This window comes from Acidobacteriota bacterium (assembly GCA_020349885.1).
Taxonomy (GTDB): Bacteria; Acidobacteriota.
Genome location: CP070701.1, coordinates 972040 through 995269 on the forward strand (window position 1 = coordinate 972040; position 23230 = coordinate 995269).

The 23230-nt window shown below is 62.2% G+C and carries 25 protein-coding genes; 9 read left to right on the forward strand and 16 right to left on the reverse strand.

Annotated elements, in window-relative coordinates; genetic code table 11:
* The first annotated feature begins 821 nt into the window (after nt 1-821).
* The 3 genes from JSV08_04150 to JSV08_04160 all read left to right on the forward strand — a co-directional run bounded on the left by JSV08_04150 (nt 822) and on the right by JSV08_04160 (nt 4550).
* Nucleotides 822-1295 carry a DUF2938 family protein gene (locus tag JSV08_04150; protein ID UCF81611.1) on the forward strand — a complete coding sequence of 158 codons (474 nt, stop codon included), beginning with the start codon at nt 822-824 and terminating at the stop codon, nt 1293-1295.
* 171 nt (nt 1296-1466) lie between these two features.
* Nucleotides 1467-3998 carry a primosomal protein N' gene (priA, locus tag JSV08_04155; GenBank protein ID UCF81612.1) on the forward strand — a complete coding sequence of 844 codons (2532 nt, stop codon included), beginning with the start codon at nt 1467-1469 and terminating at the stop codon, nt 3996-3998.
* Nucleotides 3999-4214: 216 nt separating this feature from the next.
* Nucleotides 4215-4550, forward strand: a complete 336-nt coding sequence (locus JSV08_04160; GenBank protein UCF81613.1) for a divalent-cation tolerance protein CutA — start codon at nt 4215-4217, stop codon at nt 4548-4550.
* Nucleotides 4551-4926: 376 nt separating this feature from the next.
* On the opposite strand, the gene JSV08_04165 is transcribed toward JSV08_04160, so the two are convergent.
* Nucleotides 4927-5346 (reverse strand): arsenate reductase ArsC, encoded by a 420-nt coding sequence (locus tag JSV08_04165; GenBank protein UCF81614.1) that lies wholly within the window; start codon nt 5344-5346, stop codon nt 4927-4929.
* Nucleotides 5347-5499: 153 nt separating this feature from the next.
* Here JSV08_04165 and JSV08_04170 point away from each other — a divergent pair, with 153 nt between their 5' ends.
* The 4 genes from JSV08_04170 to acpS are packed head-to-tail and all read left to right on the forward strand — an operon-like array spanning nt 5500 to nt 8287.
* Nucleotides 5500-5850, forward strand: a complete 351-nt coding sequence (locus JSV08_04170) for a DUF971 domain-containing protein (protein UCF81615.1) — start codon at nt 5500-5502, stop codon at nt 5848-5850.
* Complete coding sequence (locus tag JSV08_04175; GenBank protein ID UCF81616.1) at nt 5851-7005, forward strand: Mrp/NBP35 family ATP-binding protein; 1155 nt, start codon at nt 5851-5853, stop codon at nt 7003-7005.
* 36 nt (nt 7006-7041) lie between these two features.
* The gene (locus JSV08_04180) at nt 7042-7881 is read left to right on the forward strand and encodes a hypothetical protein (GenBank protein UCF81617.1); all 840 of its coding nucleotides are present in this window, start codon (nt 7042-7044) and stop codon (nt 7879-7881) included.
* Complete coding sequence (gene acpS, locus JSV08_04185) at nt 7871-8287, forward strand: holo-ACP synthase (protein ID UCF81618.1); 417 nt, start codon at nt 7871-7873, stop codon at nt 8285-8287. The genes JSV08_04180 and acpS overlap by 11 nt, the downstream gene beginning before the upstream one ends.
* Before the next feature lie 73 nt (nt 8288-8360).
* Here the strand turns inward: acpS and JSV08_04190 are convergent, their stop codons facing one another.
* From JSV08_04190 to ndhC, 15 genes are all read right to left on the reverse strand, one after another.
* A complete protein-coding gene (locus JSV08_04190) occupies nt 8361-9365 on the reverse strand; it encodes an inorganic phosphate transporter (GenBank protein UCF81619.1) in 1005 nt (334 codons plus the stop codon).
* A gap of 35 nt (nt 9366-9400) precedes the next feature.
* The gene (locus JSV08_04195) at nt 9401-10027 is read right to left on the reverse strand and encodes a DUF47 domain-containing protein (GenBank protein ID UCF81620.1); all 627 of its coding nucleotides are present in this window, start codon (nt 10025-10027) and stop codon (nt 9401-9403) included.
* A gap of 178 nt (nt 10028-10205) precedes the next feature.
* Nucleotides 10206-11360: a hypothetical protein gene (locus JSV08_04200; GenBank protein UCF81621.1), complete on the reverse strand. Its 1155-nt coding sequence runs from the start codon at nt 11358-11360 to the stop codon at nt 10206-10208.
* Nucleotides 11361-11368: 8 nt separating this feature from the next.
* Complete coding sequence (locus tag JSV08_04205) at nt 11369-11761, reverse strand: metalloregulator ArsR/SmtB family transcription factor (protein ID UCF81622.1); 393 nt, start codon at nt 11759-11761, stop codon at nt 11369-11371.
* 309 nt (nt 11762-12070) lie between these two features.
* The gene (locus JSV08_04210) at nt 12071-12583 is read right to left on the reverse strand and encodes an NADH-quinone oxidoreductase subunit I (GenBank protein UCF81623.1); all 513 of its coding nucleotides are present in this window, start codon (nt 12581-12583) and stop codon (nt 12071-12073) included.
* 49 nt (nt 12584-12632) lie between these two features.
* Nucleotides 12633-12872 carry a TM2 domain-containing protein gene (locus JSV08_04215; GenBank protein ID UCF81624.1) on the reverse strand — a complete coding sequence of 80 codons (240 nt, stop codon included), beginning with the start codon at nt 12870-12872 and terminating at the stop codon, nt 12633-12635.
* 57 nt (nt 12873-12929) lie between these two features.
* Nucleotides 12930-14015 (reverse strand): NADH-quinone oxidoreductase subunit NuoH, encoded by a 1086-nt coding sequence (gene nuoH / locus JSV08_04220; GenBank protein ID UCF81625.1) that lies wholly within the window; start codon nt 14013-14015, stop codon nt 12930-12932.
* 6 nt (nt 14016-14021) lie between these two features.
* Nucleotides 14022-14876: a trypsin-like peptidase domain-containing protein gene (locus JSV08_04225; GenBank protein ID UCF81626.1), complete on the reverse strand. Its 855-nt coding sequence runs from the start codon at nt 14874-14876 to the stop codon at nt 14022-14024.
* A 24-nt stretch (nt 14877-14900) separates the two neighbouring features.
* Nucleotides 14901-17009 (reverse strand): PDZ domain-containing protein, encoded by a 2109-nt coding sequence (locus JSV08_04230; protein ID UCF81627.1) that lies wholly within the window; start codon nt 17007-17009, stop codon nt 14901-14903.
* Nucleotides 17010-18125 (reverse strand): NADH-quinone oxidoreductase subunit D, encoded by a 1116-nt coding sequence (locus JSV08_04235; GenBank protein UCF81628.1) that lies wholly within the window; start codon nt 18123-18125, stop codon nt 17010-17012.
* Between the two features lie 15 nt (nt 18126-18140).
* A complete protein-coding gene (locus JSV08_04240; GenBank protein ID UCF81629.1) occupies nt 18141-18800 on the reverse strand; it encodes a hypothetical protein in 660 nt (219 codons plus the stop codon).
* 4 nt (nt 18801-18804) lie between these two features.
* Nucleotides 18805-19422, reverse strand: coding sequence for an NADH-quinone oxidoreductase subunit C (locus JSV08_04245; GenBank protein UCF81630.1), 618 nt, complete (start codon nt 19420-19422; stop codon nt 18805-18807).
* A gap of 14 nt (nt 19423-19436) precedes the next feature.
* Nucleotides 19437-19847, reverse strand: a complete 411-nt coding sequence (locus JSV08_04250) for a four helix bundle protein (protein UCF81631.1) — start codon at nt 19845-19847, stop codon at nt 19437-19439.
* A 41-nt stretch (nt 19848-19888) separates the two neighbouring features.
* Nucleotides 19889-20368: an NADH-quinone oxidoreductase subunit B gene (locus tag JSV08_04255; protein ID UCF81632.1), complete on the reverse strand. Its 480-nt coding sequence runs from the start codon at nt 20366-20368 to the stop codon at nt 19889-19891.
* A 26-nt stretch (nt 20369-20394) separates the two neighbouring features.
* On the reverse strand, nt 20395-20778 hold the full coding sequence (ndhC, locus tag JSV08_04260) for an NADH-quinone oxidoreductase subunit A (protein UCF81633.1): 384 nt from the start codon (nt 20776-20778) through the stop codon (nt 20395-20397).
* Nucleotides 20779-20960: 182 nt separating this feature from the next.
* On the opposite strand from ndhC, the gene JSV08_04265 reads away from it, so the two are divergent.
* Entirely contained in the window at nt 20961-21866 is a 906-nt protein-coding gene (locus JSV08_04265) for a protein-glutamate O-methyltransferase CheR (protein UCF81634.1), read from the forward strand.
* Complete coding sequence (locus JSV08_04270) at nt 21856-23229, forward strand: methyl-accepting chemotaxis protein (protein ID UCF81635.1); 1374 nt, start codon at nt 21856-21858, stop codon at nt 23227-23229. Before JSV08_04265 ends, JSV08_04270 begins: the two co-directional genes overlap by 11 nt.
* The last annotated feature ends 1 nt before the right edge of the window (nt 23230 follow it).

A 23230-nucleotide genomic window follows, 5' to 3' on the forward strand; every position in this document is an offset into this window, starting at 1 on the left:
CGCAGAGCACGCGCAGATCTGCCCCAGCCGTGGCCAAACGGGACCCTCGATGCCCCAGGAGCGCACCCCGGCCAATCGGAGGCGAGAGACTTCCCTGGGGAAGTGGTTCGCGTGGATGGGTGCCGTCCTCACCGTCGCTTCAATCTGCGGGTTTCTGGTCTTGTACACGTTCTACGGGGACTCAGAGGACCCCGAATGGGAACACCAGATAGGGCAGTGGGGAGCCAGTATCTTGTGCGCCGCAGTGATCGGTCTTCCGGTGCTTGTTCTGGGCATCATCGTGCTGGCGTTCGAGAGAAGATCTGCGCACACTCGGCGTACGGACCCGGGGCCAGGGGGTTCTGAGGGCCACGGCGGCAAGTGAGGTTGTTGTGTCTCTGTCATAGAAGAGGACGCCACTCCGGTCCGCCCAACGCTGCGTGGCATCCATCCGTCAGCAGAAGGAAGCGCGGCCGGAGTGGTCAAGCCTCGCACTGCAGAGTCCGCCCAACCCGCCGCTACGGATGGCGGCCGCCCTGGGAAACCGCCTCACCTCTTGACATCCACTCATACGCTAGGATTCCTGCCTTGAAGGGCCCTGCAGGGCATGCGACCTTTTGCAGGCGGCCCCTCGGCGTCATCCCGCCTGCGGAGCCGGGCCGAACACGCTTGTCCTGTTATCGAGTGAGCAAGGGCAGCGTATCCCCGGAGCGGCTTCGAGGATATCATTGGCCGTTCTTGCCCCATGGAAAGCAGTTCGGTTCTCGAAGACGTAAGCGTATTTCAGGCTCAGGACACTGGGAGCACAGTCTGGCATCTCACCTACGGGCATTGGAGGAGCGATGGATCTCGTCATGACGGGAGTGGTAGCCGGAGTGTTGGGGACGTTGGTGATGGATTCCTTGAACCATCTCTTCTCCCGAACTGGGATGCTCCTGAAGATCGACGTGAGGATGATCGGGAGAATGTCCGCGGGGTGGGCACGTGGGCGCTTCCGCTATCGCCATCCAGGCGAAATGGAACAGGTCGCAAATGAGTTGCTCTATGGCTATATCACGCATTACTCCATCGGTGTGGGCCTCGCGGTCACCTACATGCTCGGCTGGGATCTCTTGGTTGGAGGGCCTGCATCACCGGCATGGGCCCTTGTCTATGGCGTCGCGACGACGGTAGCCTCTCATTTCTTCGTTCTCCCTTCCATGGGGCTGGGTGTGTTTGGCAGGCGGTCTCCCGAAGGCATTAGGAGCCCTCTCTCCAGCCTGGCCAACCACCTATTCTATGGAGTGGGTATTGCGGTCGCGGTCGCACTTGCGTGAGTACCGGGGGAGACAGAATGCGCAGGCGCTTGCGCAGCGTGCGTGAAACACTCTCGTCTTCGCGCTGGGCTTCGGCGTAGCAAGTCTGCCATCCCCTATCTGTCATCTGTCATTAGTCATTCGGTCCGAGATTGACACCCCGCGGCGGGGGCACCATCATGCATGGCGCGTATGCGATTCGTTCAGGTCGCCGTCCCCGTCCCCGTGCGGAAGCTCTTCACCTACCGCGTGCCCGACGCGTGGGAGGAAAAAGCGCTCCTCGGCTGCCGGTGCCGCGTGCCGTTCGGGCGCTCGGGCGAGAAGATGGGCTACGTCGTCGCCGAGGCGGAAAAACTTCCCAAAAGCCTCGACCGCGAAAAGATAAAACCCCTCGGCGCCGTCCTGGACGAGCGCCCCACGTTCTCGCCCGCGATGCTTGATTTCACGCGCTGGGCGGCGGAGCATTACGTTGCCTCGTGGGGCGAGATGCTGCGCGCGGCGCATCCCGTGCGCCTCTCCGCAAAGGCGCGCAGGCGCTACTCGCTCACGCCCAAGGGCCGGGACGCCGCCACGCAGGGTAAGGGTAAAGGAATTTCTGAAGCCATGTGCCGCGTGCTGGACGCGCTCGGTTCCGCCGCAGCGGACGAGGCGCGCGAGCTCACATTAAGAGGACTCTCACGCGCCCTGGGAGAGGAAATATCCGCCTCGCGCATGGAGACGCTCGTGCGCCACGGGTGGGTGCGGGAAGAATCCACGTTCGTGGAGCCGCGTAAAGGTAAATACCGGCTCGCCGTGGAATGCCTCCGCGAGGCCGAGGCCGGGGAGGCGGGGCCCGCGGAGACGCTCATTCTTCGGGAGCTCAAGAAACGCGGCGAGGCCGTACCGGTGGCGGAGCTTTCCCCTTTCGCCTCCGACCCGCACGCCGTCGTGCGGCGCCTCCGGGCCAAGGGCCTGGTGAGGGTTTTTCAGCAAAGAATTCTGCGTGACCCGTTCTGGGATAAACCCCCAGAACAGAATCGGGAGCTGACGCTGACCGGGCACCAGGAGAAAGTTTTCCGCGCCGCGCTCCCCGCCCTCCGGGAGAGCCGGTTCCAGCCCGTCCTCCTGCACGGCGTGACGGGAAGCGGCAAGACCGAGGTGTACATCCGCCTCATCCGCGAGGCGCTCGGCATGGGGCGACGCGCGCTCTACCTCGTCCCGGAGATCGGCCTTACGCCCCTCACCGCGGCTCGCCTTCGCGCCCACTTCGCGGCGAACGTGGCCATACTGCACAGCGGCCTCGACGAGGGCGAGCGCTACGACGAGTGGGAGCGGGTGCGGCGCGGCGAGGTGGACCTCGTGGTCGGAACCCGTTCCGCCGTGTTCGCCCCGATAGAGTCCCTGGGCCTCGTCGTCGTGGACGAGGAGCACGACCCGTCCTACAAGCAGGAAGAGTCTCCCTACTACAACGGGCGCGACCTCGCCGTTGTGCGCGCGCAGCGCGACAACGCCGTGGTGTTCCTCGGTTCGGCGACGCCCTCGACGGAGACGTACTTCAACGCGTGCGGAGATTCTTCCTCTTCCTTCCCGAGCACCCGAAAGCCGCGCAAGGCGGGGTATCTTTCCCTCGCCCTTCCCGAGCGCATCGAGAAGCGGCCGCTTCCCGGGATGCGCCTCGTGGACATGACGAAAGAGTTCCAGGAGACGGGCGAGCGGAAAATTCTTTCGCGCGCGCTGGAGGAGGCCCTCATGCAATGCGTCGCGCGCGGGGAGCAGGCGATGCTTCTTCTGAACCGCCGCGGCTACGCGCCGTTCGTGCTCTGCCGAGAGTGCGGCTACACCCCGGACTGCGAGCACTGCAGCGTCATGCTGACGCTCCACACGCGAGGCGGGAGACGGGACGCAAACGACGGAAAAATACCCGCCTCGGCATATCTCATGTGCCACTACTGCGGCCATCGGGAAAAAATTCCGCGCCGCTGCCCCGAGTGTGAGGGCGAGTTCCTGCAGATGGTAGGCCACGGAACGGAGCAGGTGGAAACGTACGTGCGGTCTCTCCTTGCGGGCGGGGCGCGGACGCTGCGCCTTGACCGCGACACCGCGTCGCTCAAGGACGCGCACCACCGTATACTGAGCGCCTTCGGGCGCGGCGAGGCGCAGGTGCTCGTGGGAACGCAGATGATCGCCAAGGGCCACGATTTTCCGAACGTTACGCTCGTGGGCGTCGTCTCGGCCGACACGGGCCTCGCCTTCCCGGACTTCCGCGCCGCGGAGCGGACGTTCCAGCTCCTGACCCAAGTGGCCGGGCGTGCGGGGCGCGCCGAGCGCCCGGGCGAGGTTTTTATTCAAACCGTCAACCCCCGCCACTACGCCGTCGAGATGGCCGTGGGCGGCCGCGTCGCGGAGTTTTACCGCAAGGAACTGTGGTTTAGGCGCGTGATGAAGTACCCGCCGTATACGGCCATGGCCATCGTGCTCGCGCGCGACCGGAACGAGGAGAAAGCCGTCAAGCTCATCAAGAAGCTGGCGCGCGCGCTGCGCGAGGCGGGCGACCCGCGGGTTGCGGTGCTCGGGCCGGCGCCGGCGCCCCTTGCGAAAATCAAGGACGTCCACCGCTACCACGTGGTCTTGAAGTCGTCCAGCCGCGGCCGCCTGCGCAGCGTTCTCGACAAGGCGCTGGGCTCACTCAAGCGACTAAAGCGCGAGAGCGTTCGCATTAATGTTGATCCGGTCAATGTTCTATGAAGAGTTTCGGTGTTCCGGGATTATTAAGCACTTGCCCAGGTGCAAAGCGGAGAAACGTTTGAAACGACGTGAGTTAGAATGTGCGCCGAGAGATTCTTGCAAGGCTTTTCCACAGAAACTGTGAAAAGAATTTTTTTGCCGCACCGTAAACGTGTTTCGTTCTTCTAAGACCGTGCAAACAGAAACAAAACCCCGAAAATCGCTCTGGGAGGCTCTATGGTGTACATAGCGTTTACGACTGTTTCGAAACGAAGCGACGCGAGGAAGCTGGCGCGCCTTTTGCTCGACGCGCGCGCCGCGGCATGCGTAAATATTCTGCCCGGCACCGTTTCGGTCTACTGCTGGAGAGGGAAACGCTGCGAGGACTCGGAATTTCTCCTCATCATCAAGACGACCAAGGCGGCGCTTCCCCGCCTCAAGCGCGTTCTCGAAAAGAACCATCCCTACGAGGTGCACGAGCTCGTCGCCTGGCCTGTTTCCGAAGGAAACGCCGCCTACTTACGGTGGGTGGGCGAGGAATGCCGCAAGAACAAGAAGCGGCCGCGGGAGTAGTTTTATTTTTCCCCTCTTTTTTTCCCCCGCCCGAAAGGCGGCCGCCTCGAGCACTGGCTGAAGCAGCTGCGGTGGATCCTGAGCCTCGGCCATGAGGGCGGGCTTTTTGTCATGATCGGGCGCCGGAAAAGCCGATGAAAAAAAGTGTTATAGACACGAATACGCGAATAGGGATTAAGACCCCCGGAGGCCATGAAAACCGCCGATTGGCCCCAAATTGGGGGAAAAAATTTTGTGCTGAAAATCACATTTTTTCTCTTGACAAACCATTTTGATGGTGATAGATTATAGGTAATTACAACCATCTCCTCCCCTGGGAAGGCCCCGGACGATACGTCTGGGGTCTTCTTTTTTTATCTTTCTACCCTTTTCTGCTCTACTTTACTTTCGTGGAGTGGAAAAACCCGCGAATGCGGCGCTCGATCTCGTCGCGCGTGCGGCGAAAGGCCTCGAGCCTTTCCTCTTCCGTGCCTGCGGCGCCCACCGGGTCCTCAATCGGCCAGTGAAGGCGCGTCAGGGAAGCGCCCAAATGGGGGCATCGGGCGGCCGCGTAGCCGCACAGGGTGATGAGCGTGTCGATCCGCTCCAGGGGAACCGATCCGACGGATTTGGACGTTTGGCCGGAGATGTCCATTCCCGCCTCTTTCATCACCCGCACCGCCAGGGGATGCACCCCGACCGGGGCCACGCCGGCGCTCCAGATTTCCACGCCCCGCGGCGCGTACCGGCGGCCGATGCCTTCGGCCATCTGGCTGCGGCACGAGTTGCCCGTGCACAGAAAAAGTACGCCTTTCATAGGGCGGCGGGATTCTAACCCGAAACGGCCCCGCGGGCAAGGCCTCCTCTTTCCTTGACAGGCATGGAGGACGACCTTTAGAATCAGGGAAAAGCGAAACCGCGATACGTTTTTCCCAAGCGTCAAGAAAGAAAAGGGTGTGTCCCGTTCGTTATGCAAGCCGCAGAGAAGCTCCGTCCCGTGGAAATCGGCCGTGCCGACGAGCACGATATTAAAATTCGCTGGAACAACGGCACCGAAAGCGTATGCAGGGCCCGCCGCGTGCGCCTCGCCTGCCCCTGCGCGGGCTGCGTGGAAGAAATGACTGGCGCCCAGCGGCTCGACCCCGCGAGCGTGCCCGGGGACGTGCGCCCCCTGGGGATCGAGCTCGTCGGGCGCTACGCCATCCAAATCCGGTGGAGCGACGGCCATTCGACCGGCCTCTACAGCTTCGACCTTCTGAGGCGGCTCGCACAGCCGGATAATTTCGAAGCCGCACGGGGGACGGAAAGGAGCGGCTGCTAAATGGCGAAAGACAAGCCCCGACGTCGTCGGAGCAAGCCCGCCAAGGTCGTAAGGGCGGACAAGCCGACGCCCGAAAGCGTCGAGAAAATCCTGCGCACGGTTCGGTGGCCCGGCACCGAGCGCGACATCGTATCGCTTGGGATCATCCGGGAAATCTCGCTCCAGGGCTGCACCATTCATGTCGCTCTGGGCGCCCGCGACCCGAGCCCCGAGGCCTCTCAAGCCGTGGCCGAGGAAGTTCGCAGCCGCCTCAAGGCCGAGTACGAAAAATTCGCCGTGGACATCGAGCACGTGGCGCCGCCTCCTCCGCCGCACCCGCAGCAGGCGCCGCCACAGGGCTCCCCTTCCCCCCACTCCCACGCCCAGGCCATTCCGGGCGTTCGCCACATCGTGGCCGTGGGAAGCGGCAAGGGCGGCGTAGGCAAATCCACCGTCGCCGTCAACCTCGCGCTCGCGCTCAAAAAGCTCGGGCGCCGCGTCGGCGTTATGGACGCCGACGTTTACGGGCCGAGCATTCCGCTTCTGATGGGCGCGAGCGAGAGGCCCAAGGTCACCGCCCGGAACAGGATTGTCCCGCTCGAGGTCCACGGAGTCCAACTCATGTCCATGGGCTTTCTGGTGGACGAGGACGCGCCCGTCATCTGGCGCGGCCCCATGGTGATGAAGCTCATCCAGCAGTTTCTGGTCGGCGTCGAGTGGCGCGAGGCGGATTTCCTGGTCGTCGACCTTCCGCCCGGCACGGGCGACACGCAGCTCACACTGGTGCAGAGCACGCGCCTCTCGGGCGCCGTCGTGGTGACCACGCCGCAGGACCTGGCGCTTCTCGACGCCGCAAGGGCCGCCCAGATGTTCAACAAGGTGGACGTTCCCGTCCTGGGCATCGTCGAGAACATGAGCGTCTTCGTCTGCCCCCGATGCGGCGAGGAATCGCACATCTTCGGCCAAGGCGGCGGCCACCGGGAGGCCGAGCGCCTCGGCATTCCTTTCCTCGGTGAGATTCCTCTGAATCCCGCCATCCGCGAGGGCAGCGACACGGGACGCCCCACCGTGGCCGTCGAGCCGGAGTCGCCCGAGACCAAGATATTTCTCAAGATTGCCGAGCGCGTCGCGAAGGAGACCGAAGCCGCCTCTGAGCCCACCCGCGTGACCTTCTAGGACTCGTCGGGATTCCCCCTTTTCGTAAATGATATAATGACCTTCTTGGAGATTTCCGTGGACGAACACATCTCGTTCATCGCGAGTTCCCGCCTGGCGGCCGTCTCCGTGGGAGTGGCGGTCGTCGGGGTGGCGGCCATGGCATGGTTTCTGCTGCGCGCTTTCATGACCGCGCTCAGGAAGGCCGCCGTGGCGCTGCGCGCCCTCATGCGGCTCTTCCGGCTCTGGGGGCAGCGGATAAAAAACTTTCCCGGAACCGCCTTCTCGGCCTTCTTCGACGAAGTTTCCGACGCCAAGCGCTTTTTCTTCATCGAAAGCGCCCACATCACCTCGTTCTGGAAGCGCGTGGGGCAAGCCGTCCTTTTTTCTCTGCTGGTTGTCGCCGGCGCGCTGGGCTACACGACGGCCTACGGTCTCAGGGACTCCTATCCGGCGGCCCATGACGAGCTGGTTTCCCTGGGAGCGCTCCGTCTCGCGGGCGAAGGCATGGTCTGGGACTCCCCGGACGGCGCGCGAGCGTTCGCCCTCCTTCCGGGCGAGCACCACCTTGTGGTCGAAGGCGAAGAGTTGCGCTTCCCTTCCTGGCTGCACCGCCTGGGGCTGAAGCGACACCACCGCGTCCTCAGGTTCCGCCTCTACCGCGAGCCTCCCTCGACCGTGAATCCCGGCGTACCCGACCGGAGCATTACCTTCGAGGACGCACCCTTCTTCACGTTCTGCGCGCGGCACCAAAACCGCCTGCCCCTCAAGCGCGTGACGTTCATCTCGCCCCCAGCGAACCTCGCCGCAGGTGAGCACTCCTTCTCCGTCCTGCCGATGGGATACGCGATTATGCCCGTCGACTGGGACGCCGCTGAAATAAGTTATGGTCCTTAAGGGCCTCGGCGTGGACGTCGTGGACATGGAGCGCTTCGAGGCGTTGCTCCGGCGCCGGGGGACAGCCTTCCTGAAGCGCGTCTTCACCGAGCGGGAGATTCGCTACTGCCGCGCCCGCCGCCACAGCGCCCAGCACTTCGCCGCCCGTTGGGCCGCCAAGGAAGCCTTCTTCAAGGCGCTCGGCACGGGCCGGGGCAAGGGCGTAGCGTTCCGAGACGTCGAAATTCTTCGCAACACAAGCGGCGCCCCGGCACTTCGCCTCGGCGGCAAGGCCCGCGCCCTCGCCGAGCGGGCCCGCGTGCTGCAAACCCTGGTCTCCCTAAGCCACACCGACCGCGTGGCCGCCGCCGGCGTCGTTCTGACAGCGAGTGAGAAGAAGCCGGGGAAAAAGGTCAAGAAAAAATAACCAATGACCGATAACCGATTCAGGAATCGGTAATCGATAATCGGCAATCGGTCATTAAATCCCCTACCCTCTTTTAATTGAGCACCCTCGACAACGCTACGTAGAGCACCGCCGCCACGCCCGCGGAGAAGGGGATCGTCAGGAGCCATGCGTACACGATGCTTTTCGCCACGCCCCAGCGCACCGCCGAAAGCCGCCGTATGGTGCCGACGCCCATGATGCCGCCCGTGACGGTGTGCGTCGTGGAGACCGGAATGCCGAGGAAGGCCGTGCCCCAGAGCGCGGTCGCCGCGGCGGTTTCGGCGCAGAAGCCGCCGCTCGGCTGAAGCTTAGTCAGGCGCTGCCCCAGCGTGCGAATCACGCGCCAGCCGCCTATGAGCGTGCCCATCGCGATGACGAAGTGGCACGAGAGAATCACCCACCACGGGACGCTGCTTTCCAGGGGGAGATATCTGTTCGTGATGAGCAGAATGTAGATGATGCCCATGATCTTCTGCGCGTCGTTTGCGCCGTGGCCCAGGCTGAACGCGGCGGAGGAAACCAGCTGGAAAAACCGGAAGTAGCGGTTGACGACGCCGGGGCGAAAGCCGTGGAAGATGCGGGTCACGAGAAACATCAACACGAAGCCCAAAATCAAGCCCACTATGGGGGATACAAAAATGAAGGCTATGACCGTGTACCACTTTGCGAGTACGAGCACGTCGAACCCCCCCCGCATGACGGCGGCGCCGGCGAAGCCCCCTATGAGGGCATGGGAGACGCTGATGGGCATGCCGGCCATCGTGGCCAGATAGGTCCAGACCATGCCCCCGACGAGTCCCGTCAGGATCACCTCGTTCGTGACGATGGCCGGGTCGATGAGGCCCTTGCCGATGGTTTTGGCTATCTTCACGCCGAAGAAGAAGGCGGCCAGGAAATTGAAGAGCGCCGCCCACGCGACCGCCATCCGCGGCGAGAGGACGCGCGTCGAGACGATGGTGGCGATGGAGTTGGCGGCGTCGTTCCAGCCGTTCAGGAAATCAAACGCGAGCGCCAGCGTGACGATGAAGGCTACGTAGAGCAGGGTTGTGTCCAGCATTGCTCAAACGTGGAGCGGCGGAAAACGCACGGGCGTTACGCGTTCTTGAGAACGACGCCTTCGAGAATGTTGGCGACGTCTTCGCACTTGTCGGTCGCTTCTTCGAGGCGCTCGTAAATTTCCTTCCACTTGATCACCAGGATGGGGTCCTTGTGGTCGCGAAAGAGCGCCGCGAGGGCCCTGTGGAGGATGCGGTCGGCCTCGTTCTCGAAGGTGTTGATGCGGACGCAGCGGTCGAGAATCTCGCGCGGCTTGCGTAGGTTGCGCAGCGCCTTTACCGCGAGCGCCACCTCGTCCACGGAGCGGACCAGCACGTCCGCGAAGGCGCGGCTGGCCTCGGAGGGCTCCGGAATCCTGTAGAGGTACAGGCGGTAGGCGGCGTTGTCGATGCGGTCGAGCACGTTGTCCACCTCCTCCGCGATGGCATGGATGTCCTCGCGGTCGATGGGCGTGACGAAGATGCGGTTCAGGTGCTCGATCGTCTCGTGCGTGAGCGTGTCGCCCTTGTGCTCCACCTCCTCGATGCGCTTGATCTTGACCCCGACGTCCGTGTAGTCATCCAGAAGCGCCTTCAGGAGGTGCGCACCTTCGCGCAGGTTCTCGACGCTGCGGTCGAACAGGTCATAGAACTCTTCGTGTTTGGGAAAAAAGCCGAAAGCCATCGTCGATATTTCTCCTTTGCCGTGGTGTATAGAGCCTGTTGCAACACAGCGTAGCACCGCGGCGCGGCGGGTTCAAGCCTCTTTCGAGCGCGTCGCCGTTTCTCGCCACTTTACGGCGGGCTCGTCGCTTGTAACTGGTCATTTCCTTCGTTGCAAATGTTTGATAGGCGAGACTGCATCAGAAAATAAGCTGGATTTGCAAACGTCCCCGGACATCCTTGAGCTCCTTTCCTCCGGGGCCCGTCTTCTCTCGAATTTGCGCCACGTCGGCCGTCAGCTTGAAGCCGTGGCCGACTTTCTTGATAAACCGGTTCACGCCCACCATGGCCTCCGTTTTCTCGTCGTCCTCGGCGGCGTCGTCGGGATCCACGAGCGAGTAGCGGACGGCCACTTCCCAGACCTCGAGCACGACCATGTAGCCGGCCTGAGCGTACCAGCCGTCCGAGTCCACGTCCGGAACACCCGCGCTCTCCGGCACGTCGGGCTTCACGGTGCGCAGGTAGTACTCGCCCTGGGCGTACAGCCCCCGTCCCCGGACGCCGACGCCCGCCACGTAGCGGCGGTCGTCCGCCTCGTCGATCACCGTGTCGCCGTCGTAGTCCGAGTCGAGGGCGGCCGGAGCATGGTTCCATGCGCCCGCAAAGTCGAGGAACCACTTCCACGAATCCGGGGCCTCGATGTCCGACTCGGAGTACTTGAAGTCGCCGTCCGGATTGAGCGAAAGTCTTCCCACGACGAGGTGCCCCGTGTCGGAATTTTTTCCGCCCTCGCCCTCGCCCTCCCAGACGCCGAGGTGGTACTGGAAAATTTTTCCCTCGCCCGCCGAGCCGTGGAACATTACGCCCACGTCGCGGTCGATGCCGAACTCGCTGGCCGCGAGCGACACGTCCGCGAACGTATGCTTGCCGGACGAGGTCTTCCGCTGGCGGTCGAAAAAGACTTTTCCCTGGCCGACGGTGATTTGCGCCTTCGTGTGCCTCGCCCACGTGATCTGGGCGTCCTTGAGCGTCGTCTTCTGTTTCTTGGCGAAGTCGGCCTGGAACATGTACTTCCAGTGCTTGAAGGCCTTCCCCTTCAGGTAGACGCGCATGCGCTTCACCTCGAAGGTGCTCAGGTCCTCCTTGTCCCGGTCGCGGTCGAAGTCCTCGTACGTGTAGCGCAGCTGCATGCGCGCGCCCAGGGTCATGTCGAAATCGCCGTCCTCGGTCTCGAGCTTGAAGCCCTTGCCGGGTTCGTGCGAGATTTCCGCGGCTTCGACAGCCGGGGCTGCAACGTGCACGAGCGCCGCGGCGAGGACGGCCCCGCGGGCGGTCGGCATCGGAACGGCGCGCATGCAGTACCTCATTTTTTACCGACGGCCTTCCCGCTCGTTGCATTCCCGCCGAGCTTCTTCAGACGGTCCCTGTGAAGGGAGGCGGCCCTTCGAAGGTCGCTCTTCATGGTCTCGTCGCTTGCGAAAAACTTCTTGAGGGCGTCGAGGACATCATTTTGAAGCGGGGACAGGCCCCGGGACAGGCGGTAGAACACCCAGTGGCTTTCCCTCTTGTCCTCGACGAGATCGTAGCGCTTGAGCCATGCCATGTGGCGCGACACGTTGGGCTGGCTCAGCCCCAGAGCGTCCTGGATGTCGCCCACGCAGAGCCTGTCGTGCGCAAGCAACAGGTTCAGTATGCGCATCCGCGTCTTGCGCGCGAGCGCCTTGAAGAGGTGTGAGGCCGGCTTGAGGGTATTCATAATTTCATCCTTCTATTTGAATATTCACATAGTCGTATATCATTATGAAACCCGTTTGTCAAGGGGAAAAATTAAGAAAAACCCTCTCTCCCGCTCCCCCGCCCTTTCGGCATCTGCCGCGCCTTCCGCCCCTTTCTGAAAAACACCACCGCCGTGAGAGAAAATCCCACAACAAAAAACCTTTTATTTGTAAGCAGTTAACAGATAAACCCTCACGGCGGGGTTAAGTTTACGCCGATATCTGGGATATCGGGGCTTGCCCAAGGCTCGGCTTTCCACCCTCCCCTCCTCAGGCCCCGCAACAAGCGGCTACGCGGCCGTTGCGTTGCCGCCGCCCTCGCCCGGCGGGCGCTCGGTGTGCACGGAGGCCGCCACCTGCGCTTCAAGCTGAAACTGCCCGGCCTCGCTCCACTTGCGCCCCACGAGCTCCTTGTGGTGGTAAAGGTCGTCGTAGCTGTAGACCGCCAGCTCGTACTCCTCGTGGTGCAGGATGCAGTCGGTGGGGCAGGCGTCCACGCACAGGCCGCAGAAGGAGCAGCGGCCGTGGTCGATGGTGAACTCCAGGGGCTCCCTCTTGGTCTTGTCGGGGTTCTTGATGACGGTAATGACGTTCGTGGGGCAGGCGATCTCGCACAGCTTGCAGGAGATGCAGAGCGGCATGTCCACGATGAGGCGCCCCCGGAAGCGCGGGGGAATGTCGGGCAACTCCTCCGGGTACTGCATCGTGAACTTCTTCTTCCACTGGTACCTTTCCGTCACGAACAGTCCCTTCCAGAGGTCGATGAAGAGGACCTTCATGAAGAACGCTTTTACCGCAGCCATAGACTTAGTCTGGCCTGTTTCGCCGGAACTTGCAAGCCGCAAGAAAGGCCTACGTCCACTCCTCGACCTTGCGTCCCTCTTTGTCCTTGAAGGCGCCGACGATGATCATAATGAAGTCAATGAGCGGCCAGATGCCCACGAAGCCGAACAAGGTCACGATGGTAAGAATCCCAGTCCCAATTTTACCGACGTAGAAACGATGGGCCCCCAGGCCGCCGAGGAAGAGGCAAAGCAGGAACGCCGGCAGGCGCTTCTTATCGGATACTGGCGCAGAAGGTCCGTTTGGCATGGTTCGTTCTCCTTTCGAGAGTTTCGAGGTCGTGTTTGCGGAACGTTTTTTATACCGTTAAACCCACAGCTTCACAAGCCCCGTGAGGAGGATGTTCGCAAAGGCCAGGGGGATGAGAATCTTCCAGCCGATACCCATCAGTTGGTCGTAGCGGTAGCGCGGGAACGTGGCGCGAACCCAGAGGTACCCGTAGAGGAACACCAGCACCTTGGGGAGAAACCACAGGAGCGGCGTGAGCACGCCCAGGTATGGAACGGAGCGGAGCAAGGCGTCCGCCTCGTCTCCCCAGAAGGGGAGCCACGGGAGCCACCCGCCCAGGAAGACGGTCGCGGCGATGATGGCGATCAAAATCATGTTCGCGTATTCGGCCAGGAAGAAGAAGGCGAATTTCATGCCGCTGTACTCCGTGTGGAAGCCCGCGACGAGTTCCGACTCGGCCTCGGGCAGGTCGAAGGGGGTGCGGTTCGTCTCGGCGAAGGCGGCGGCGGTGTAGATGAAGAAGGCCACGATTTGGGGCACGACGAACCACAGGCCGCGCTGCGCCTCGACGATGTCCTGCAGCCGGAGCGAGCCGGCCAGAAGCAGTGGGCCGATGAGCGCGAGCGCAAGGGCCACCTCGTAGGAGATGACCTGGCTCGCCGAGCGCAGGCCTCCAAGGAGGGAATATTTCGAGTTCGAGGCCCAGCCGGCGAGGATGATGCCGTAGACGCCGAGCGAGGCGACGGCGAGGATGTAGAGAAGGCCCAGGTTGACGTCCGCGATGATCCAGGGAACAAACTGGACGGGTTCTTGAAAGAGCCACGGAAGATCGATCGTGAAATTATCCTCCGCCGGGCCGAAGGCCACGACCGCAAACGTCACGAGCGCCACCGCGAGGACGATGAGCGGCGCGGCCATGTAGAGCCACTTGTCGGCGCCCGAGGGGACGATGTCCTCCTTGATGAACAGCTTGAGGCCGTCGGCGATGGGCTGAAAAATCCCGCGCGGCCCCACACGGTTCGGACCGATGCGCGCCTGGATGTAGGCGATTACCTTCCTCTCGAGGAGCGTCGTGTACGCCACGCAAAGCAGGACGACGCCAAGGAGGGCCGCGATCTGGGCGAGGGGGATGATGACGTAGACGGCGATTTCGGGAGGAAACATGTTTTTTTACTCGGCGGTTCCTTTTTCCTTTTTCTTCCTCGCGGGCACCTGCTCGGCCGCTTCGAGAATATCCTCGCTGGGAAGAATCACTCGAAGCTCTCTCATATGCGGACCTTGGAAGGCGGAGTATCCGCTCCCGCCGCCGATGGGCGGCCGGCGCAGCAGGAGGACGCCCGCGACTTTGCCGTCGAGCGAGAAGGCCGGCGTGCCCAGCTGGCCGTTCCCGGCCGCCGCGCCCGGAATGTAGAACGTTCGGGGTTTTTCCACGACGGCCTGCACCTTGTCGAGCGTGACGGAGGGGGCCCAGCTCGCCACTTTGCCGAGGCGGCCCAGGAGAACCACGGCGTCGAGGACGCCGAGCTCGGCGCTTTTCTTGAGGTTGACGGCGGGAATCGGCTCCTCGAGAGGCTCGCTCGGGCGCACGAACGCCATGTCCAGGTCCTTGTCCCTGAGCACGATCTCGGCCGGTACCTCGGTCCCGTCCGAGAGGCGCATCTTCAAGTCGGTCATCTCCGAGTCTATGCTGTACTTGAACTCGTCCTCGCCGCCGAGATCCATCCTGCGATACGCCTCCGCGGGGTCGGTCTCCGAGAAGGAGAGCACCACGAGCCCCGACGGGTCAATCACGGTGGCCGCGGCCACGGAGGTGCTCTCGGTCTTGTTCACCTCTCGGCCCTGTATGACGACGCGGGTGCTGAGCACGAGGCGGACGGTCACGACGGCGTCCTGCCACGCGCGAACCACCTTTCGCCCCGCCGCCGCCTCGTTGGCCCCAAATGCGGGAGCGCCCGCGGCGGCGAGCGCGACGAGCACTGCCAGCGCGCCACGGAGGAAAGTTTCTCGAAAGCGATTGCGTGCCATGAATCTATCCTTTCTTATCATATGCTAGGGTGCCGCCTTGCTCCATGCGGGCTCGAGCTCCAGGTACAGCGTGTGGATGCCCCGCAGGATGCGGAGCACGACGCTTTTGGGTTTTTCTTGTGCCACCACCCGCATCCGGGCCTCGAGCGACGCCGCGTCCTCCACCGGCACTCCGTTTACGGCGAGGAGAAGGTCGTCCACGGCAAGCCGCCCCAGGGCCGCCCAGCCGCCCTCCCCGACGACCTCCACGAGGGCGCCGCGCTGCTCCATGGGCCACTTCTCTCGCGCGCGATCCAGGAACGCCACGTCCCGCGCCGTGAAATCAAAGACGTCGTCGCGGTATTTTGGAAGCTCCCGTGCAAGCTTCGGCGACGAGCCGAACTCCACCTCCATCGCGCGCTCCCCGCCTTTCCGGATGACCGCGAGCGCTGCGCTGGAGCCGATCTTGTACTGGCGGATCATGGCGGAGAAAATTTCCGTGTCCTCGGGATACGAAGCGGGAATCTCCTCGCCGTCCAGGGCGACGATGACGTCACCCACTTCGAGTCCGGCCGCTTCCGCCGGGCTTTCGGAATACACCTGCGTGACGCGGACGCCCTTCTTGCCGTCCAGGTCCAGGGCCTTCGCCAGGTCTTTCGTGAGGACCTGAAACGCGACGCCGAGCCATGCCTTGCGCACCTCGAGGCCCGGGTCCTGCAGCTCTTTAAGGCCCACCTTGACGACGGTCATTAAGCGCCTGGATTTTCTCTCGAACGCCACGGTGACGGGCACCGGCTCGCCCCGGCCGCCGCGCTCCGCCCGCTCCGGGGAAGTCTCTTCCTCATCAGAAGCGAGCACGCGCTCCGTGAGCGCCGCAAGCTCGTCGAGGTTCTTGACGGGCACCCCGTCCACTTCCACGATGACGTCGCCCGGGCGGAGCGCCAGCTTGGCCTCGCCCGAGGGGCCGCCGGGCCGGACGCTCGTGACCAGGACGCCGTCTTTCGTTTTCCGCTTGAGCTCCTTCGACGCGATAAGGGAAAGGCTGCGCGCCGTGAAGCCCCATTCCTTGAGCTCCGCGCCCTCCGCGCGCACGTTCTCGCGCTCGACGGGCGTGACGCGGAGCGTCTTCTCCTTCCCGTCGCGAAGCACGACGGCCTCGACCTCCTCGCCGACGGCTAGGCCCATCCGGAGCTGGTTGAAGCGGGGAATTTCTTCCGCGAAGCGGACGCTCACCTCCCGGCCGGCCAGTTTTTGCAAAATATCGCCGGGAAGAAATTCCGCCTTTTCCGCCGGCGAGCCCTCGAAGGTGCCGCTGACGAGGACGCCGGTTTTTCCGGCCAGCTCTTTTTGGGACTTAAGAAGGGGCTGCACGTCGAGGCCCAGCCAGCTGCGGCGCACCTTGCCGCGCTCGATAATCTCTTCGGCCACGGCCCTGGCCAGGTTGCCCGGAATGGCGCCGCCGAGGCCCACCCTGATTTCGTTGACGCCCACGATCTCGCCCGCGAGGTTCACGAGCGGGCCGCCCGAGTTGCCGCCGTAGATTGGCGCGTCGTGGCCGACCCACAGGACGAGCGAGCCCACGTCCTCGCCTTCGAGCGTGAATTTGGAGAATCCCATCCGGCGGGGTATCACCATCTCGGTGTTGCTCACGATGCCCAGCGTCACGCTCTGCGAGAGCGCCATGGGGCTCCCCATAGCGAGCACCCTGTCGCCCACGCGGAGGCGCGAGGAATCGCCGAACGAGGCGAAGGGAAATTCTTCATCTTCGGCGGCGCGGAGCTTTATCACCGCGATGTCGGACAGGGGGTCGGTGCCCACGAGGTCGGCCTCGACCTCGCGCTTGTCGGAGAGCGTGCAGAGAAGATGCTTGGTGTTTCCGGCGACGTGGTGGTTCGTCACGACGTGGCCCTCGGGCGTGATGATGGCGCCGCTCCCCGACGCCTCGTACTTGACCTCGCGTCCCTCGCCGTAGTAGTACTGCACGACGTGGATGCGCACCAGCGCCGGCTTGACGCGCGCCACGGCCTCGTCCACGGCGGCGCGCACGGAGTCGGAAATCTCGCCGGGCTGTGCCGCCGCCGTCCCGCCGCCCAGCATTACCGCCGTCCCGAGAAGCAGGGCGAAAAGGCGCGGCCCCGTCTTTCGAAGAAGCATCTACCGGTCCACCTCGCCGAACACCGGGTCGAGCGTTCCGATGACGGCCACCACGTCCGCCACCAGGTGCCCGCGCACCATCAGGGGGAGCGCCTGCAGGTTGGCGAAGCACGGCGCCTTCATCTTCCAGCGGTAGGGTTTCGGCTTGCCGTCCGTCACGACGTAGATGCCGAGCTCGCCCTTGGGCGACTCGACGCGCTGATAGATCTCCCCCGCCGGCGGCTTCAAGGGCTTCGACGCCTTCTTGTTTTCCTCCGCCATCAGCTCGCCCTCGGGAAGTCCCTCGAGCGCCTGCAGGACGATGCGCGTACTCTGGCGCATCTCCTCCATGCGCACGAGGTAGCGCGCGTAGGTGTCGCCCGCGGGCTCGACTGGAATCTTGAAATCGAACTCAGGGTACACTTCGTAAGGGTTCGATTTGCGGATGTCCCAGTCTATTCCGGAGCCGCGCGCAACGGGCCCGGAGGCGCCGATGGCGATGGCGTCCTCCCTCGACAAGACGCCGACACCCTGCGTGCGGCGCAGCCAGATGCGGTTCTTCGTGAGGATGGTCTCGTACTCGGCGAGGTAGCCGGGGAATTCGTCGCAGAACTTCTTGATGCGCAGCGCCATGGGAGGCGTGATGTCGTGGTAGAAACCGCCGATGCGGAAGATGTTCAGCGTAAGGCGCGCGCCGCAGAAATCGGTGAACATGTCCAGAATTGCCTCGCGCTCGCGGAAAGTGTACAGGAAAATCGTCATCGCGCCGATGTCGAGGGCGTGCGTGGCGAGCCACAGGAGGTGCGAGGCGATGCGTGAGAGCTCGGTGTAGACGACCCTCAGGTACTGCGCGCGGCGCGGCACCTTGATCTGCATGAGCCTCTCGGCCGCCTCGACCCACACGAGGTTGCCGTGGGCGGCGGCCACGTAGTCAGTGCGGTCGGTGTAGTAGGTGGCCTGGCGGAAGTCCCTCTCCTCGGCGAGTTTTTCCGTGCCGCGGTGGAGGTAGCCGATGACGGGCTCGCACTCGACGATGCGCTCGCCGTCGAGCCACAGCTTCACCCGGAACACGCCGTGCGTGGCCGGGTGCTGCGGCCCCATGTTTATTTCGAGGAGTTCACCGGAGAGCTCGGGCATACGGCGTATTACCTGTTACAGAAAAAATTTACGGAACGAGCCAACGGAACGAGCCAACTCATTCTCGTCGAGATACATAACATCTATGGGAGCCTGTTTTCCATATAATTCTTGACTTTCTTTCACGGTAACGACGGGAGGATCTTCATAGGAGTCGGGCCGTGTTTGCAGGCGGATCATCGGTTTTCCTTCCACCAGGCCATACTCCATCCGTCCCTGGCCGGATCCTACGATTTGATAGAGTATTTCCCTATCTTCTCCCCAAATAGAAAAAAGGGCTTTCCAAAAACGGCCAAAATCACCATCTTCTTTCTTCCGTTCGCGCTTAACTTGTTCTAGAAACAAGACGACGGTTTCGCCTTCAATTGCCGTGCTATTGTCACAAGTCCATGTGGGAGAAGCGATGAATCTTACTTTTTCCTTTTGCTTTACGTTTCCTTTAAAAACGCGTTCCACATTGGCCGTGGCAATCTTAATGTGCGTAATAAATCCCCACAACTCTTCAGAAGTTTCCGATGTTTCAATACTCTCAACCTTGGCCTTCACAATAACATCAGCCTGCTGAGCAAGTTCCTTAAGAGAATGCCATATGGCCTTAGCATGCAGGTTGTGATCCGCGGATAAGACGAGAGCGGCTAGTAAGCAGCAAGAACCCGTGAAACGCCTAATAGACATGCCCTCACCACCCCCTGCTTCCGGCCCCCGGGCCGAAGTCCTCGTCGCCGGCGGATTCTTTCAAGACGGTGTCGATGACGCCGTCCTCGTCGGGGCCGACCATGGGGTAATCCTTCCTCAGCGGGTAGCCGTCCCACCACTCGGGCAAAAGAATGCGCTTGAGCCCGGGATGGCCCTCGAAGCGGATCCCGTACAGGTCGTACGCCTCGCGCTCGTTCCAGTCCGCGGCGGGCCAGACGCCCGTGACCGAGGGAATCGGCTCGTCCTCCTTCGTGTGGACGCGCAGGTAGATGCTGTGCCACTTGCCGACGCTGTAGAGTCCGTAGACGCACTCGAGCGGCGCGTCCGCGCGCTTGGGGTAGTGAGCGCCCGCGATGAAGGACAGGTAATTGAAATTGAGCGCGGGATCGTCCCTCAGGAAGCGGCAAATTTCCAAAAGCGAATACTTCTTTACGGTGAGAAACAAATCGTCGCGGCAGAGTTTTCCTTCCACGACGGCGTCTGGAAATTTCTCCTTCACGCGCTTCGTGAAGGCATGCTCGTCGGCGGGATTGGGAGGCGGCGGCGCAGCTTCCGTCTTTGGGGGCCCTGTAGGTGGAACGGGAGGTTTTTCGTCGCTCATTATTTAATGACCGATTATCGATGACCGATGACCGATTTAAAAACCTGCGAAGAGGGCAATTCGTTTTTCTTCAAGGTCTGGATGAATGCCGTAATTTGACGTGCCACGCTCTCCAGCTGTGAGGCAATTTCCTTACGTTGAGTTTCCGTGATGTAGTCAAGCTCTTTGGCAATTTCGAGTTGGCTTCGGACTTCGCCGGCGGAGGCCCTAGCGATGTGAAGATAGCGTATAAATTCCTTCCGTGTGCCGCATTCAAATCCCTCGGCGATGTTGCTGGAAATAGAAAGGGAGGCGCGCCGCACTTGATCGCGGATCGCAAAGTCTTTGGAAAAGGCCCCTCTAGACGTCAGCCGGTAAATGTCCACCGCTACGGCCTTTGCAAGTTGCCATATCGGCATGTCCTCAAAGCGGTTATAAAAGGCCACTTTTACGCTTCTTTCATCGGTAATCGGTCATTGGTCATCGGTTATTTTCTTAAAACCTTCATCTTCTTGATCTTCTCCTGCAACTTAATCACGCCGTAGAGAAGCGCCTCGGGCCGGGGTGGGCAGCCCGCGATGTAGACGTCCACGGGGACTATCTTGTCGATGCCCTGCAGGACGCTGTATGCGGGGTAGGGGCCGCCCGTGTTGGAGCACGCGCCCATCGAGATGACCCACTTCGGGGAGGGCATCTGGTCGTAGAGGCGCTTGATGGCGGGCGCCATCTTGTAGGTCACGGTGCCCGCGACGATCATGAGGTCGCTCTGGCGGGGGGTGGCGCGGAAGATGCCCGCGCCGAAGCGGTCCATGTCGAAGCGCGAGGCCCCGGTGGCCATCATCTCGATGGCGCAACACGCCAGGCCGAGCGTCATCGGCCAGAGCGCCGATTTGCGCGACCAGTTGAAAAGAGAATCCACCGTCGTCGTGATGACCGTTTCGTTGAATTTTCTTTCTAAGATGCTCACGGGGGTAGTGGGTGGTGATTAGTGGGTCAGAGTCTGCCGAACTCCTCGTCCGAGAAAATCCACTCGAGCGCGCCCTTGCGCCAGGCGTAGGCGTAACCTAGAAGCAGGATGGCGATAAAGAGCGCCATCTCGACGAGGCCGAAGAGGGCGAGGGCGTCGAACTTGACGGCCCAGGGAAAGAGAAAAATCGTCTCCACGTCGAAGATGAGAAACAGGACGGCGATGACGTAGTAGTGAATGGAAACCCTGCCGTGCGCGTCGCCCTTCGCCTGGATGCCGCACTCGTAGGCTTGCAGCTTGACGCGGCCGGGGCTCGAGGCGCGGAAAAAGCGCGCGATGAAAAGCGTCACGATGCCGAAGCCCACGGCCACCATCAGAAACAGCGCGACGGGGATGTAGCTGCCGGTCATAGGCGTGTTTTTCCAGGATTCAGCATAGCTTTCGCGCGGGGCAGTGTCAAGGTGAAAGCCCCTCCGCCGAAACGGAGAATCAAGCTCCGAAGACCAAAAAACTGCTCTTTCACGTTGTCCATGTCGGGGTTTGGGGGCTCCTCGCCGTTGACAAGGCCTAGCTATCCCGTTATGCTTAAAAAATGGACATAGGCGAGGACCGAATCCCTAACGACGTGAGCGGCGAGTCCGTTACCCCGCAGGATGAAGTTTTTCTGGAAAAGATGCACGATGTCATTCTTGCCTACAGCGGCGTTGACATCGGTCCTTACAAGAAGCGCTATCTCCTGCGCCGCATCGGTGTGCGGGAGCGCGCGCTGAATCTTCCGGACCACGCGGCGTATTTCGAGTACCTTCAGACCCACGCCGAGGAGTTCCCCCGCTGCCTTGAGGAGCTGACCATCAACGTCACGGAATTCCTGCGCGACGCCCATGTCTTCGAGATTCTCAAAAGCCGCTTTCTGTCCTGCCTCGTCCGGAACATTCTGCCCTCGCCCAAGCGTCCCCTGCGGATGTGGTCCGCCGGCTGCGCCTCGGGCGAGGAGGTCTATTCGCTTGCGATGCTCGCCGAGGATGTGCTGCGTGATTGCTCCTTCGTCACCGACTACCGCATCGTGGCGACCGACGTCGATTTCCGCGCCTTGGAGACGGCGGTGCTGGGCGCGTATCCGGCAGAGAAGGTGCAGGGGATTCCCGAGACGTGGAAAACGCTGTATTTCCGCTCCCCCAACAGCCGCGGCGGACGCTTCGTCATCAAATCGGCTCTAAAGTCCCACATCTCCTTCGAGCGGCACAACGTGCTCACTCCCTTCGAACAGAAGGATTTCGACGTGATCCTATGCCGCAATACCCTGATGTATTTCACGGTGCCTTTGCAGGAAAAAATTTTAAGGAACTTGGCGGCGAGCCTGCGTCCCGGTGGCTTCCTGGTGCTGGGGCAGGTGGAACGGCTCATAGGCCCCGCTCGAAAGGAGCTTCAGTGCGTTTCGGCCGAGGCCAACATCTTTCAAAAACACCCTTTCAGCGAGGAGGAAAGTCATGCCCATTAAATTAAAGCTCGTCATCAGCTATCTGTTCATCGCTCTCATGGCCACGTGGGCTGCGCTGTATCTGCCGAAGTGGTTGGACGTAGGACAGGGCTTAACGCTTGTGTTTTCCGTGAACATTCTCGTCGCCACGGTCGCAGGTACAGCCCTTTCTTTCTATTTTACGCTGAAGATCAAGCGCCTCGTGACCGCGACGCGCGTCATCAGCCAGGGCGACCTCACCCGCAAGTCCGAGGTGCGCGCGAACGACGAAATTGGAGACTTGGCCGAAAGCTTCGATCTCATGGTGGACAATCTGATCCAGCTCGTCGGAAGCGTCCAGCACACGTCGGATGAAATCTTTAAAGCGGCGCAGAACCTTTCGGCGACCTCCGAGGAGATGAACGCCTCGACGGAGGAAATCGCCGCCAACGTCGTCAACATCTCCCGCGGCGCCGAAACGCAGGCCGAGATGGTCGTGAAGGCGTCCAACATCACGAAAGGGCTCGCGCAGTCGGTGAAGGACGTGGCGGAGAAATCCTCCACGGCCGCAGGCGCGGGAGAGAGCGCGACGAAGAAAGCCACGGAGGGCGGCGATTCGGCCAAGCACGCCATCGCCGAGATCTTCCGCGTCGTCGAAGCGATTGAGAAAGCCTCGGCGCTTGTGGAGGGGTTCCGCGCGCGGGCGCTCGACATCAACAGCGCCGTCGAGATGATTACCTCCATCGCCCAGCAGACGCACCTCCTCGCGCTCAACGCCACGATCGAGGCCGCCCGTGCGGGGGAGCACGGACGCGGCTTTGCGGTGGTGGCCGAGGAGATTCGCAAGCTCGCCCAAAACGCACGCAACTTCGCCTCCCAGATTTCCGAACTCGCCCAGTCCATCAACAAGGAGAGCGAGGTCGTTCTCGGCGCCATGACCGAAAGCACCCAGGCGGCCTCGGGCGGAAGCGAGGCCGTGGGCGATGTCGGCCATAAGCTCGATGCCATCGTCGAAAGCGTCGCGACGACCGTCAAGATGGTCGAGGAAATTTCCACCCTCACCCATGAGCAGAGCGAGGGCGCGAACAGGATGGTCGAGTCCATTGACGAGATATCGCGCATCGCCGAGGAGAATGCTTCGAGCACCCAGGAGGCCTCGGCCGCGGGACAGCAGATTACCGCCTCCATGGACGAGATGGCGAGGGCGGCCCAGGGCCTTGCGCGCCTCTCCGACCGCCTCAAGGAGGTTGTCTCCACATTCCATCTGAGCGAGGGAGCCGGGGTGGTGTCCATGCCTGCGGAAGAAGAAAAAGCAGAAGAGAAAGAAGAAAAATCTGGAGAAGCGGAAGTTTCTTCCATCGAAAGCCGCCGCCAGGCCAAGGAAAAGGAGCAGGCGGCCTCGTAAG